We start from the raw sequence: 12,798 nt of genomic DNA on the forward strand, positions 1-12,798 counted from the left end.
CGGAGGTCGATCCGTACATGAAAAGCGTACCCTCTGCCCTTGTGCCGGTGACCATCTATACTGACGGCGCCTGCAGCGGCAATCCCGGACCGGGCGGCTGGGCGGCCGTCCTCGTCCATCAGGATCAACGCAAAGAGATCTCCGGCGGCGAGCGGTTGACCACCAACCAGCGCATGGAGCTGACGGCCGTCTGCGAAGCGTTGGAGCGCCTGCATTATCCGTGTCAGGTCATGCTGTACAGCGATTCCGCCTATGTGGTCAACTGTATTCGCCAGCGCTGGTACGTCAATTGGCGGCGCAATGGCTGGCGCAACAGCAAGGGGGAGCCGGTGCAAAACCGCGATCTGTGGGAGCGGCTGTTGGGCCTTTTGGAGACGCACCAGGTGCAGTTTGGGAAGGTGAAAGGCCATGCCGGGGTCGTCCTGAACGAGCGTTGCGACCAGCTGGCGCGGGCGGCCATTCCGCGATGACCGATTTGAGCTTGGCGCGCCTTCGGGAATTGGGCCGACGGGCGGGGCTGGACGCGGTCGGCGCCACCACCGCGGATGCGTTCCCGGATCTTATTCCCCACTTGCAGGCGTATGCACAGCGAGGGTTGACGGGGTTTGAGTGCGCCGACATCGAGCAGCGAGTCGACCCACGGCGCTGGTATCCCGAGGCCAAATCGCTGATTGCGGCCGCGATGGCGTATCTGACCCAGCCGGGGCGGGAGGCGGCCCGTCGTCACCCAGGGCGCCGACTGACCGGCCAGGTCAGCGTCTACGCGTATGGGGAAGACTACCACCGGGTGCTGCGGGAGCGTTTGGAGACCTTGGTGCAACTGATGGAACAAGAGGTCGGGCATCCCATCGGCCACCGCATCGCCATCGATACCTCGCCCTTGGTGGACCGGCGCGTCGCCGAACGAGCGGGGATTGGCTGGATGGGGAAAAACTGCATGTTCTACAGCGATCCATACGGATCGTTTGTATTCTTGGGCACACTGGCTGTCGACATCGAGGTGGAGGCGGCTGCAGCGCAACAACCGAGCCGTTGCGGGACTTGCCGCCTGTGCCTGGATGCCTGCCCGACCGGGGCGCTGCTGGCCCCCGGCGTGATGGACGCCACCCGCTGCCTGTCGTACATCACCCAGATGAAAGGCGTCATCCCCAAGCCTTACCGGGCGGCCATGGGCAGGCGGGTGTGGGGGTGCGATACGTGCCAGTGGTCCTGTCCGGAGAACAAAGGCGTGGAGCCCTCCCCGCAGACTGCGTATTTGCCCCAAGGGGAGTTGGAGTTCCCGGACCTAGTGGAGATCCTCAGTTGGAGCAACCGCGCCTTTTTGCGCCGCTATGGCCACACGGCCGCTGCCTGGCGAGGGGTGAGGACGTGGCAGCGCAACGCCCTGATTGCGCTGGGCAACTGCCGGAATCCGGCGGCCATCCGTCACATCGTGCCGTTTCTGCGCCACAATCGGTGGGAACTGCGGGCCAGCGCTGCCTGGGCGCTCCAGCGCATCGGCGGCGAAGAGGCGCGGCAGGCTGTGGCGATGGCCTACGCGCAGGAGACGATGCCCGAGGTCCGCGAGGAGATGCGGTGGGCGGTGGTGGAAGCCGCAGCCGGCGCCACCGAGGCGACCGCCATGCCGAGCGCGTTCACGCGGCAGCCTGATGGCCCCACGGGCGGCCAGCCGGGGGATGCGGGCGCCGGTGTCAAAGCTGCTGGATCTGCTCGGCCAACGACGTGAGAAATGGTTGCCGCAGGCTCTCTTGATTGGCGTAGTCCTCCAGTTCCGCGGTCTCCTGCGCCCGCGCCCCCAGGCGAAAGTGGGAGTGCGCCAGGCGCCAGGCGCGATAGGGAAAAGTCAACAGCGCCTGAATCAGCGTGTACTCCGCCTTTTCCAGTGTCCGTACGCGGTCGAATTCGACGAAACAGCGGTACGCCACCTCTCCGGCCCACTGTTGCCGCTCCAGGCTCCGGCGCAGCAGATGGGCGATGTCGAGGGCGCGCGGCGCGTAGGCGGCAAGGTCGAGGTCAATCACATAGGCCTCGTGCTCCGGTGTGTACAGGAAGTTGTCCGGAACGGCGTCGAGGTGACAGACGCATGGGTCCTCCTCTTCCCGGAACAGGTGGGCGCGCACCTCGGGGGCGGTCAGCAGGTTGAGCGCCTTTTCCCCGTCCGCGCGCAGCGCCGGTGCCAGGTCGCACAGCCGCTTGGCAAACCTATCTTGCCCGCTTCTGTTTTCCGCTTCCACCAGCAGGACCCGCAAGTCCCCCACGCGGCGCCTGTACATCTCCTCCAGGGCAAATTCATTACGCACAGGGATGCCGGAAGCGGGTTCAAACCCGCGGGAGGACTCGTGAAAGCGGGCGAGGGCGCGGGCCACGGCGGCGACTTGCTCGATGCGACCGAAATTGCTCGGATTGCCCACCACCCAGCGGGTCGCGTAATACTGCCTGCCGCCGTGGCTGTAATACGGGCGTCGCGGCTTTTTCGTCAAGGCGAAGCGCGGCACCGACGGGAAGCCGTGGATGCGCACGTGGTTGGCCAGTTCGTGGATGAAACGGATCTGCTCAGGTGAGAGGTGCGTGCGTTTGACCGCGTATGTGCGGGACTCGGTGACGACGCGGGCCACGCTCCCCACCGCTTCCATCCGTTGGACGCGCCATCCGTAGGCCTTGACCAAGCTGGCGGGAATGCCCTGCTGGCGCAGAATCGCCTGCCAGGAGGGCTTGCCGAGGGCGGCATCGGAAAGGGTGGCGGTGACGACGCTCTCTGCCCCTGTCTCGGCTGACGGAGCCTCGGGCGACCTGGTGTGGGTTGGGTTGCGGGAGGCCGGGGCCTGTCCTGTGACTGATGGCGATGCGGAGTGCCATGGGGTGCGGGCTCGGTGAGCCGGGGCGCGACGCCGGGCGTCCCCAAGCGGCGAGCCGCCGGGCGGTTCGCCGGCGGCCTTTTCTTCAGGAGCGCCGCTGTGTGGGGTGTCGTGTGTGTGCGGGGGGGAGTGGCCTTGTCCCTTGCCGGCGGCAGCTATCTGCTCCAGAAAATAAGGGGGCTTGAGCAGCTGTTGCAGCAACGCCTTGGCCCAGGGGGGCATGTTTTGCCTGCGTCTCATCATCGGCCATCACTCCATCCACCGCTTTTGGGCGTCGATACCCTACTGTATGCGATGGCTGGGCAGATGAGCGGGCATTCGTCCCCGATTAGTGGCTGTCCCCGAGCGTGCTCCACACCTCGAGCTTGGCTTTGACGCGGCGAATCACCTCATCGGTGAATTCGGTGGTGCTGGTGCCGCCGCCCAGGTCGGCCGTCCGCACGCCCATCATGATGGCTTCGAGCGTCGCCTCATAGACCGCGCGCGACGCCATTTGCGCCCCTTTGTCGTCGTGGTGCGCCAACAGCGAGGCGCCCGCGAGAATCATCGCCATCGGGTTGGCCACGTTCTTACGGAACAGGCTGGGCGCGGTGCCGTGAGGGGCTTCCGCCATGATCACCTGTGGCTGCCAGTTGTCATCCAGGGCCAGGAGAATCGATTCCGCACCGGCGATGGAGCCGAACATCTGCAGCACCAGATCGGAGAGGCAGTCGCCGTCCCGGTTGAGCGCCGGGATGACCAGCGGCTCTCCCGCTTTGACCAAAAGCAACGCGTAGGTGGCGTCAATCAACTGCGGATCGTACCGGACGTCGGTGTACTTGGCTGCCGCTTTGTCCAGTTCCTCTTTGAACATCCCTTCATAGATTGGGCTGACCGTGAACTTGGGCCCGCCAAAAACGGTGGCTCCCAGGCGGCGCGCGTGTTGGAAGGCGTACTCGGCGACACCGCGGCAGACGTTGCGGGAGATGCGCTCGGTCCGGAAGGCGATTTCGTCCTCCCCCTCGCTCTCCCGCCACTCCTTGGCGCCGTATGCGTCATCGACCGCCATGCGGACGACCGAGATGGGAGAAAAAACGCCCACCGGGGGCGCGATGCCGGGAATGCGCCTGCCCGTCCGGACAATCACCGTGCCGTTGATCTCCTTGCGCAGGATGGCGTTGGGGCTGCCCACATCGCCCTTGGCCTCCGGCGTGATTGTGGCGGCCTTCAGTCCGAAGCGGTGGCGCAGCATGGCCTGTGCCGCTTCGTGGACCACCTGATTGCTCGTCTTGCGCCGGTTTTCGAGGCTCAGGTCATAGGTCTCGAACGCTATCGGGATGCCCAGCACGTCTGGAGAGAGCACGCGCAGCGCCTCGTCGAGCAGTTCCTGACCGGTCTGGTCGCCCTGCATGACGACGATGGTCAAGTCTTGCATCTGTTATCACCTCTTGATTGTACGCATCGCAGAAACAGGACCGTCCGCTAGTATAGCATAGCCATTCTCGCCCATTCCAAAGGTATCAAGCCCTTCGATGCAACCATTGGGCATCGTGATTTGTCCGACATTGTCACTGCGGGTTCTGGTGTCATAGGCTGCAGTACGCCATGTTGGGTGGGTGAGGGCAGTGACCGACGTGAAGGCGACCATTCGCGAATACATGGAGCGCAGGAACCGGTATTGGGTAAGCGGGGACCTAGAGTCTTTGGCCGAATTTTGGGCCACAGGTGGTCGCGGCAACAACTGGGAGTGGCTGCGCGAGGGCTGGGAGCGCCGGCTGCGCTTGGCCAACGCCCGCGCCTGTCAACTCCTGCGCGCTCACAGCCACGTCCGTCTCACGCGCCTGGACCTAAAGGCGGAGGGGAACGAGGCAGAGGTTGAACTGCAGGAGACGATTCACTGGGTCTACCGCGACGGCATCGACTACGCCGTAGAGGGGCGTATGGTCCGCCATTGGCAGTGCTGGAACAAGAGCGAGCAGGGGGTATGGCAGATCACCCATGCCCAGGAGTCGGACGAGACGCGTCCATGTCCGCGACCGGGCCCCGACGGCGGGAGCGGCGGGATGGACAGACAAGTGGATGCGCCCAGACCTGCTCTGCGCGCGCTGCTCCGTCGCTTTACCCGGCCAACCTGCAACGAATACGACCGGGTCAAGGCGCTGCGCTACGCCGAACTGTGGTGGAACCGGCCCAATCCCCAGTACGTCTATTTTCGCGCCGACGATTGCACCAATTTTGCCTCTCAATGTCTCTACAGCGCCGGTGTGCCGATGCATGACACCGGCGACCGGGCCAGCGGTTGGTGGTACCGGTTCAACGACAGCGGGGCCGACACCTGGAGTTTGAGTTGGTCCATCGCCAACGCCCTGCACCTGTACCTGGTGGGGCAGGTGCAAGCGACTGAACTGGCCTCCGCGCGCGAGTTGAAGATTGGCGATCTCATCTTCTACGACTGGAACGGCCAGGGCCGCTATGGACACTCGACGGTCGTCGTCGATTTTGACCAACAGGGCGATCCGCTCGTCAACGCGCACACGGATGCAAGCTATCACCGGCACTATCTATATCTGGACAGCCGCGCCTGGTCGCCCCAGACCCGATATGCGTTTGTTCACCTGCCCCAGCGGGTGTGCTAGTCCGTTCGCGGGGCTGGCTTGTGGTAAACTAGGTGGGATGATGGACCAAGGGAGGCAAACGGGATGCACGTTGTGCTTGTGGAGCCCGAGATCCCGGGGAACACGGGCAACATTGCGCGGACCTGCGCGGCGACCGGGAGCGTGCTGCACCTGGTCCGCCCACTCGGCTTTTCCACAGACGACCGCTATCTGCGGCGGGCAGGGTTGGATTACTGGCACCTGCTCGACATCCGGTATCACGACTCACTGCAAGAGGTCTGGGACAAGCACCCAGAGGGCAGATTCATTTATACATCGACGCGGGCAAAACGGTGGTACAGCGATGTTCGTTACCTGGAGGACGACTTCCTGGTGTTCGGCAAAGAGACGGCCGGGCTGCCCCAATGGGTGCTGGATAGAAACCCGGACGCTGTGGTCCGGCTGCCGATGATCCCGGGGGCGCGTTCCCTCAACCTAGCCAACTCGGTGGCCATCATGGTCTATGAAGCGCTGCGGCAGTGCGGCTTTCCCCGTTTGGCATAGCGGAAGAGAAGGGTGACCCCGACATGTTGAACACGCTCTTGTTTGACCTGGACGGCACGCTGTTGCCGATGGATCTGGACGAGTTCATGCGCGCCTATTTTGCGCACTTGGTGCCGCGGATTGCCCATGTCATCGACGGCCAGCGGGCAGTGCGCGAGATCTGGCAGGCCACCATGAGGATGATTGAAAACGAGGAACCTGACAAGACCAACCTGGACGTCTTGAAACAGCAATTTCTCAGTGCGACCGGGTTGCACGAGGACGAGATCTGGCCGTTGTTTGACCGGTTTTACGAGGAAGGTTTTTGCGAGTTGCGCCGCCATACCTCGCCCACTCCCATTGCGCGGGAAATATGCCAAACCGCCATCGACAAAGGGTATCAGCTGGTGATAGCGACCAACCCCATCTTTCCCGAACGGGCCATTCGCCACCGCATGGAGTGGGCTGGAATCGCGGACATCCCGTTTCGTCTCGTGACCACACTGGAAGACATGCACTTTTGCAAACCCAATCCCAAGTACTATCTGGAGATTCTCGATAAGTTGGATGTCAGTCCCTTCTCCTGCATCATGTTTGGCAACGATGTGCAGGAGGATGGGGTGGCCGGCAAGCTGGGCATGGCAACGTATCTGGTGACCGATTGCCTGATTGACCACGGCCGCGGACATTTCGATTTTACCCATCGAGGCACGTTGGCCGACGCCCTGATGTTCGTCCGCGATTTGCCGCCGCTCACGTAGCCAGCGGCCGCGCGCGGGCGCACGTGGCAAAAAAAACGTCCCGCCTCCTTGCGGATGGCGGAACGTCCTCGCGTCCTGTAAGGTGTATTACTTGCTGACGATGTGGATGGGAGAGCCGAGGGCGACCTCGGACGCTTCCATGACCATCTCGCCGAGGGTGGGGTGGGCGTGAATGGTCAGCGCAATGTCCTCCAGGGTGGCGCTCATCTCTATCGCCAGGCCCAACTCGGCAATCAGGTTGGACGCCTCGTGGCCAATGACCTGCGCTCCGACCAGCAAGCCGCTCTTCTTGTCGGCCACCAATTTGATGTAGCCATCGCTGGCGTTGAGCGCCACCGCGCGGCCGTTGGCTGCATACGGGAAGCGCCCGGTGGCCACCTCACCGTACTGCTTCTTGGCTTCCTCTTCGCTCAGGCCCACACTCGCAATCTCCGGATCGGAGAAGACGACCGAGGGAATGCAGCGGTAATCCACCGCGCTCTTCTTGCCGGCGATGACTTCCGCCGCCACCTTGCCCTCGTACGACGCTTTGTGGGCCAGGGCGGGTCCGGCCACGATATCGCCGATGGCATAGATGTTGGGAATACTCGTGCGGCACTGCTCGTCGACCTCAATCAGGCCTTTGTCCGTCATCTTGATGCCGATGGACTCCAGACCCAGCTCATCGGTGTTGGGGCGGCGTCCCACCGTGACCAGCACGTACTCCGCCTGGACCGACTTCTCCGCGTCTCCCACCTTATAGGTCAGGGTCACGCCGTCCGCGCGCTCCTCAACGCCCTGCGCGAACGCCTCAGTGACCACCTCGACGCCGAGCTTCTTCAGGTTGCGCTGAACCAGCCGCACGGCCTGCGGATCAAACGTCGGCAAAATCGATTTGGTTCCCTCGATGATGGTCACCTTCGACCCGAACTTGGCGAAGGTCTGCCCCAATTCGATGCCGATGTAGCCGCCTCCGACCACGACCAGGCTCTCCGGCAGGTGGTCCAGCGACAGCGCCTCCGTCGAGGTGATGACGCGCTTGCCGTAGGGCAGCGACTTCAGTTCAATCGGGCGCGACCCGGTCGCGATGATGCAGTGCTGGAACTTGTAGCGCTCGCTCTCATGCTCCTTCATGACGCGAACCTCGTCCGCCTTGGAGAAGAACGCCTCGCCCTGGACGAAGTTAATCTTGTTGCCCTTGAACAGGGTCTTGACGCCGCTGGTCATCTTGTCCACGACCGATTGCTTCCATTCCATCACCTTGGCGAAATCCAGTTCCGCCTGGGTGTTGACGCCGGGGAACGGGGACTGCTTGCTGCGCTCGTAAAACTCCGCCGCACTGATCAACGCCTTGGACGGGATGCAGCCGACGTTCAGGCAAACGCCACCCAGGTTTCCCTTGTCCACAACGGTCACGCTCTTGCCCAGTTGGGCGGCCCGGATTGCAGCCACGTAGCCGCCCGGCCCCGCCCCTATGACGAGCACGTCCACTTCCTGCGTAAATTCACCGACGACCAATCGTCACACCTCCATGAGCAACAGCCGTGGGTTCTCCAGCAGCCGCTTGATTTCATTGATGAACCGCTGCGCCAGCGCGCCGTCCACCACCCGGTGGTCGAAGCTCAGCGAGAGGGCCAGCATCTGCGCCCCGACGACCTCGCCGTCCTTCATGATGGGACGTTCGGTGATGCGGCCGACGCCGAGGATGGCCACTTCCGGATAATTGATGATGGGCGTGAAGAACATGCCGCCGACCGATCCGATATTCGTAATCGACATCGTGCTGCCCCGGATCTCCTGCGGGCTCAGTTTGTTCTCGCGAGCGCGGGCGGCCAGGTCGTTGATCTCTTCGGCGATGGCCCACATGCTCTTGCGGTCTGCATCGCGGACGACCGGCACCAACAGTCCCCTGTCGGTGTCGGTGGCGATGCCGATATGGTAATACTTTTTCAACACCAGTTCCTGTTTTTCCTCGTCCAGCGAAGAGTTGAGCACAGGATGTTTCTTAAGCGCCGCCACCATGGCCTTGACGATAAACGGCAGGTAGCTGACCTTGACGCCGCGCTCCTCGGCCAGCGGTTTGATCTCCTTGCGCAGCTGCACCAACTCGGTGACGTCGGCCTCGTCCATCACCGTGACGTGCGGCGCCGTGTAGGCGGAGCGGGCCATCGCCTGGGCGATGATCTTGCGGATGTTGGGCAACGGCTGCCGTTCTTCCAGCGCCTCGTCGTAGGAAACGCTGACGGTCGGAGCCTGGGCGCGGACTGTGGCGCCAACAGCAGCCTCTGGCGCGGCCGCCGCCGCAGCCGGTGCGCTCGCTTGACGACCCTGGAGATAGGCGTCCACGTCTTCTTTGGTCACCTTGCCGTTGTTACCCGTACCCTGAACTTTCGTGATATCGACCCCGTTTTCCCGGGCGTACTTGCGTACACCGGGGGTGGCCAACACCTCTTGGGCGTGGCTGGCCAATTCGGGGCCGTCTTGGGCTGTCGCTGGCGCCTGGACCGGCGTTTCGGATGCGGTCGGGCTTTCCTTTTTCACACTGGCGGTCACGTTCTCCAGACCCGCGCCGTGCACGCCCGCATCGCTGGCGTCCGCCGCTGGGCTGTCCAGCGCTTCTGCCGCGTTGCCTTCGCCTTCGACCTCGAAGGTGAGGAGGATGTCGCCCACCACGGCGGTGGCTCCTTCTGCCACCTTCAATTCCAGCACCTTGCCGGCCACCGGGCTGGGCAATTCCACCATCGTCTTGTCGTTTTCAATCTCTGCCAGAGCGTCGTCTTCCTGCACCGTGTCGCCGGGTTTCACCAACCACTTCTCCAGGCGGCCTTCGTGCAGCCCTTCGCCGAGCTCCGGCAGCCGGAATGCGTAAACTCCCATGTCGGTCACCTCCAGACTGATACCGTCTTACAGACTCATGACCTTCTCCAGGCCGCGTAGAACCTGCTGCTCATCGGGCAGCCATTCGTCTTCAATCAGGCCGAACGGATAGACCGTATCCGGAGGCGTGATGCGCAACACCGGGCCCTCCAGGTGGTAGATGGCGTGTTCATTGATCTGAGCGATGATTTCCGCCGCCGCTCCGCTTGAACGCTGAGCCTCTTGGACCACCACCGCGCGGTGGGTCTTTTTGATGGACTCGACAATCGTCTCGATGTCAATCGGATTGATGGTGCGCAGGTCGATGACCTCCGCTTCGACGCCCTTCTCCTTCGACCACTGTTCGGCCGCCCTTTGCGCAACGTGAACCATGTATCCATAGGCGATGACGGTGACGTCCTTGCCCTGCCGGACCACATTGGCCTGGCCGAGCGGGATCGTGTAGGACTCGTCCGGCACCTCTTGACGCAGGGAGCGGTACAGCCGCATGTGCTCAAGGAACAGGACGGGATCATTGTCGCGAATCGCCGAGATGAGCAGACCCTTGGCGTCGTATGGGGTGGAAGGGACGACCACCTTGATGCCCGGGGACTGCACAAACAGACCCTCCAGGCTGTCCGCGTGCAGTTCCGGCGTCTTCACGCCGCCGCCGAAGGGGGAACGGATGACGATGGGACAGCTGAAACGGCCGCCGGTGCGGTAGCGCGTGCGAGCGGCCTGTCCGACAATCTGGTCCATCGCTTCAAAGACGAAGCCAAAGAACTGGATCTCCGCCACCGGACGAAAGCCTTGCATCGCCAAACCGTTGGCCAATCCGATGATGCCCGACTCCGCCAACGGGGTGTCGAACACGCGCTGGTTCCCGTATTTCTCCTGCAGACCTTCGGTGGCCAGGAACACGCCGCCGTTGCGGCCGACGTCCTCACCGAACACAAGCACCTTCTCGTCGCGCCCCAGTTCGAGGTCGAGCGCGTTGGTCACGGCCTTAATCATTGTCAATTCTGCCATGGTTACTTCGCCTCCCCAGAGAACTCGGCCTTCTGCCGTACGAGCGACTCGGGCAGGTTTTCAAACATGCTCTCAATCAGGCCGGGGATGGTCATCTTCGGGTACGAGTCGGCCTGCTTCAAGGCATCGTTGAGCGTGTCCTTCACTTCTTCGATGGCCCGGTTCTCGTCCTCTTCCGACCACAGGCCCTTGCCCTCCAGGTAGTTGCGGAAGCGAATGAGCGGGTCTTTGCGCTCCCATTCCGACTCCAGCTCCTTAGTGCGGTAGCGGGTCGGGTTGTCGCCGGACATAGTGTGCGGGCCATAGCGGAATGTCTGGGTCTCAATCAGGGTCGGGCCGTCGCCTTCGCGCGCCCGGTCCACCGCCTGTTTAACCGCCGCGTATACAGCCAGGACATCCATCCCGTCCACCTGCACACCCGGGATTCCCGCCGCTACCGCCTTTTGCGCCAGCGTCTCGGCAGCGCTCTGCAGGCGCACCGGGGTGGAAATCGCGAATTGGTTGTTCTGTACGATGAAGACGGCAGGCACGTGGAGTGCGCCGGCAAAGTTGATGCCCTCGTAGAAGTCGCCTTGGGAGGTGCCGCCGTCGCCCGTGTAGGTGATGGCCACACGCTTTTCCCCGCGCAGTTTGAAGGCCAGCGCCATGCCTGTGCACTGGACGTACTGCGCCCCAATGATGATCTGAGGCGGCAGCACGTTGACATCCTGCGGCACCTCTCCGCCGTGCTGGTGGCCACGCGAATAGAGGATCCACTGATACAGCGGCCAGCCGTGGAAGTGCGCCTGGGGAACGTCACGGTAGCCGGGAAGGATGAAATCTTCCTTGTTGGTGGCGAATTCGCTGCCAATCATCGACGCTTCCTGACCGGCCACCGGCGCGTAAAATCCGAGCCGGCCCTGGCGCGTCAAGCGAATGGCGCGCTGGTCCACTATGCGCGTGAACACCATGCGCCGCATCAGTTCGCGCAGCTGGTCGTCTGGCAGGTTGGGCACCAGGTCGGAGTTGACGACCTTACCGTTTTCATCGAGCACCTGCAGATGCGGAATCTGATCCGCCGCAATGGTCGTGCTCATCCTGTTCACCTCGTTTTATAATTTTCCTCGCGTGGTTTACAATAGGCCGTCAGAGACAGGCCAGCGATTAATACAGAACCTGTAACCGATTATAATACACATTCGCATGATGTGCGAATCCCAATAAAAATAAAGGGATTGACTGTTATATAATAAATCGTCCGCGTTTATAGAACAGATGCCGAACCGTTCACCACCCGAAACAGGAGGGATTGTCATGACGGAACCTGCGTCGACCCACCGTGTGATTGAAGGCCACGAGATCTACAGTTCCCATCTTTGGGAGGATCGAACCATCAAGGTCTGCCTGCCCCCGGGTTACCGATCCGATGGGACTTATCCCGTGCTGTTCTGCCATGACGGGAATGAATTCATCACGCACGGGCGGATCGCCACCATCGCCGCCGAGCGGATGGCGAGCGGCAGCCTGTCCCCCATGGTCATCGTCTGTATGGCGATGAATCCACGGCTGCGCAGCGCCGATTACGATGTATCCGGCGAGCGGCACGAGGCGTACACCCGCTTCGTCATGGAGGAGTGCATTCCTTTTGTCGAGGAGGAATACGCGATTTCGCCGGCGCGAGAGGAGTGGTTCATGGCAGGGATCTCGCTGGGGGCGGCGGCCAGCCTGTCCATCCACTTGCAGCATCCGGATGTGTTTAGACAGCTCCTGTTGTTCTCGGGCGCTTATTACCCGCCACTGCAGGAACGGGTCAGGGAAGAAACGGATCTGTCCGGGCTTAGCGCCTACATGCTGGTCGGTCGGCAGGAGACGGCCGTGCAGACGAAAGAACACGGGACACTCGATTTTTACAATTACAATGTGCAGATGCGGTCCCTGCTGAAAGCCCGGGGGGCGGTTGTCGACTACCGCGAGGCGGACGGGACGCACGTCTGGGGCTTCTGGCAAAGGCATCTACCACAGGCCCTGGACTGGTTGAATGAACGTCTGTTGTCACACCGAGGGTGACAGCATGGGCGATGCGATGGGACGCCTCGCGATCGTCCTGCATAGAGTAGAAGCAATCCTCACACCCGCGGCTCCTAGCCTAGTATTCGAAATATTCACGACACGGGTGGGCGTGGGCATGTGGCCAAGGGTGGCGAGAATATAGTCTGATAAATA

12 protein-coding genes are annotated in these 12,798 nt (G+C 62.5%); 6 read left to right on the forward strand and 6 right to left on the reverse strand.

What is annotated here, in order from left to right; genetic code table 11:
- Positions 1–17: 17 nt before the first annotated feature.
- Both rnhA and queG read left to right on the forward strand, forming a co-directional pair.
- Complete coding sequence (gene rnhA / locus ASH01S_RS09890) at positions 18–470, forward strand: ribonuclease HI (RefSeq protein WP_067927269.1); 453 nt, start codon at positions 18–20, stop codon at positions 468–470.
- The gene (queG, locus tag ASH01S_RS09895) at positions 467–1,726 is read left to right on the forward strand and encodes a tRNA epoxyqueuosine(34) reductase QueG (RefSeq protein WP_067927224.1); all 1,260 of its coding nucleotides are present in this window, start codon (positions 467–469) and stop codon (positions 1,724–1,726) included. The genes rnhA and queG overlap by 4 nt, the downstream gene beginning before the upstream one ends.
- On the opposite strand, the gene ASH01S_RS09900 is transcribed toward queG, so the two are convergent.
- Together ASH01S_RS09900 and ASH01S_RS09905 are read right to left on the reverse strand one after the other, a co-directional pair.
- The gene (locus ASH01S_RS09900; protein ID WP_067927227.1) at positions 1,692–3,098 is read right to left on the reverse strand and encodes a YutH/CotS family kinase-like spore coat protein; all 1,407 of its coding nucleotides are present in this window, start codon (positions 3,096–3,098) and stop codon (positions 1,692–1,694) included. The two genes, queG and ASH01S_RS09900, sit on opposite strands and share 35 nt — an antisense overlap.
- Before the next feature lie 85 nt (positions 3,099–3,183).
- Positions 3,184–4,269: an isocitrate/isopropylmalate family dehydrogenase gene (locus ASH01S_RS09905; protein WP_067927230.1), complete on the reverse strand. Its 1,086-nt coding sequence runs from the start codon at positions 4,267–4,269 to the stop codon at positions 3,184–3,186.
- Between the two features lie 190 nt (positions 4,270–4,459).
- Between ASH01S_RS09905 and ASH01S_RS09910 the strand changes: the two genes are divergently transcribed.
- From ASH01S_RS09910 to ASH01S_RS09920, 3 genes are all read left to right on the forward strand, one after another.
- The gene (locus tag ASH01S_RS09910) at positions 4,460–5,470 is read left to right on the forward strand and encodes an amidase domain-containing protein (RefSeq protein WP_067927232.1); all 1,011 of its coding nucleotides are present in this window, start codon (positions 4,460–4,462) and stop codon (positions 5,468–5,470) included.
- A gap of 63 nt (positions 5,471–5,533) precedes the next feature.
- The gene (locus ASH01S_RS09915) at positions 5,534–5,992 is read left to right on the forward strand and encodes a tRNA (cytidine(34)-2'-O)-methyltransferase (RefSeq protein ID WP_067927235.1); all 459 of its coding nucleotides are present in this window, start codon (positions 5,534–5,536) and stop codon (positions 5,990–5,992) included.
- A gap of 23 nt (positions 5,993–6,015) precedes the next feature.
- A complete protein-coding gene (locus ASH01S_RS09920) occupies positions 6,016–6,732 on the forward strand; it encodes an HAD family hydrolase (RefSeq protein WP_067927238.1) in 717 nt (238 codons plus the stop codon).
- Between the two features lie 87 nt (positions 6,733–6,819).
- On the opposite strand, the gene lpdA is transcribed toward ASH01S_RS09920, so the two are convergent.
- From lpdA to pdhA, 4 genes are read right to left on the reverse strand one after another with little or no spacing between them, the layout of a single operon-like run.
- Positions 6,820–8,229 carry a dihydrolipoyl dehydrogenase gene (gene lpdA / locus ASH01S_RS09925; protein WP_067927241.1) on the reverse strand — a complete coding sequence of 470 codons (1,410 nt, stop codon included), beginning with the start codon at positions 8,227–8,229 and terminating at the stop codon, positions 6,820–6,822.
- Positions 8,230–8,232: 3 nt separating this feature from the next.
- Positions 8,233–9,588: a dihydrolipoamide acetyltransferase family protein gene (locus ASH01S_RS09930; protein WP_067927243.1), complete on the reverse strand. Its 1,356-nt coding sequence runs from the start codon at positions 9,586–9,588 to the stop codon at positions 8,233–8,235.
- A 27-nt stretch (positions 9,589–9,615) separates the two neighbouring features.
- Positions 9,616–10,596, reverse strand: a complete 981-nt coding sequence (locus tag ASH01S_RS09935) for an alpha-ketoacid dehydrogenase subunit beta (protein WP_067927246.1) — start codon at positions 10,594–10,596, stop codon at positions 9,616–9,618.
- Positions 10,597–10,598: 2 nt separating this feature from the next.
- Entirely contained in the window at positions 10,599–11,672 is a 1,074-nt protein-coding gene (pdhA, locus tag ASH01S_RS09940) for a pyruvate dehydrogenase (acetyl-transferring) E1 component subunit alpha (RefSeq protein ID WP_067927249.1), read from the reverse strand.
- 217 nt (positions 11,673–11,889) lie between these two features.
- On the opposite strand from pdhA, the gene ASH01S_RS09945 reads away from it, so the two are divergent.
- Entirely contained in the window at positions 11,890–12,642 is a 753-nt protein-coding gene (locus tag ASH01S_RS09945) for an alpha/beta hydrolase (RefSeq protein WP_067927252.1), read from the forward strand.
- Positions 12,643–12,798 lie beyond the last annotated feature (156 nt).

The sequence above is a fragment of the Alicyclobacillus shizuokensis NBRC 103103 genome (assembly GCF_001552255.1).
Classification (GTDB): Bacteria; Bacillota; Bacilli; order Alicyclobacillales; family Alicyclobacillaceae; genus Alicyclobacillus_G; species Alicyclobacillus_G shizuokensis.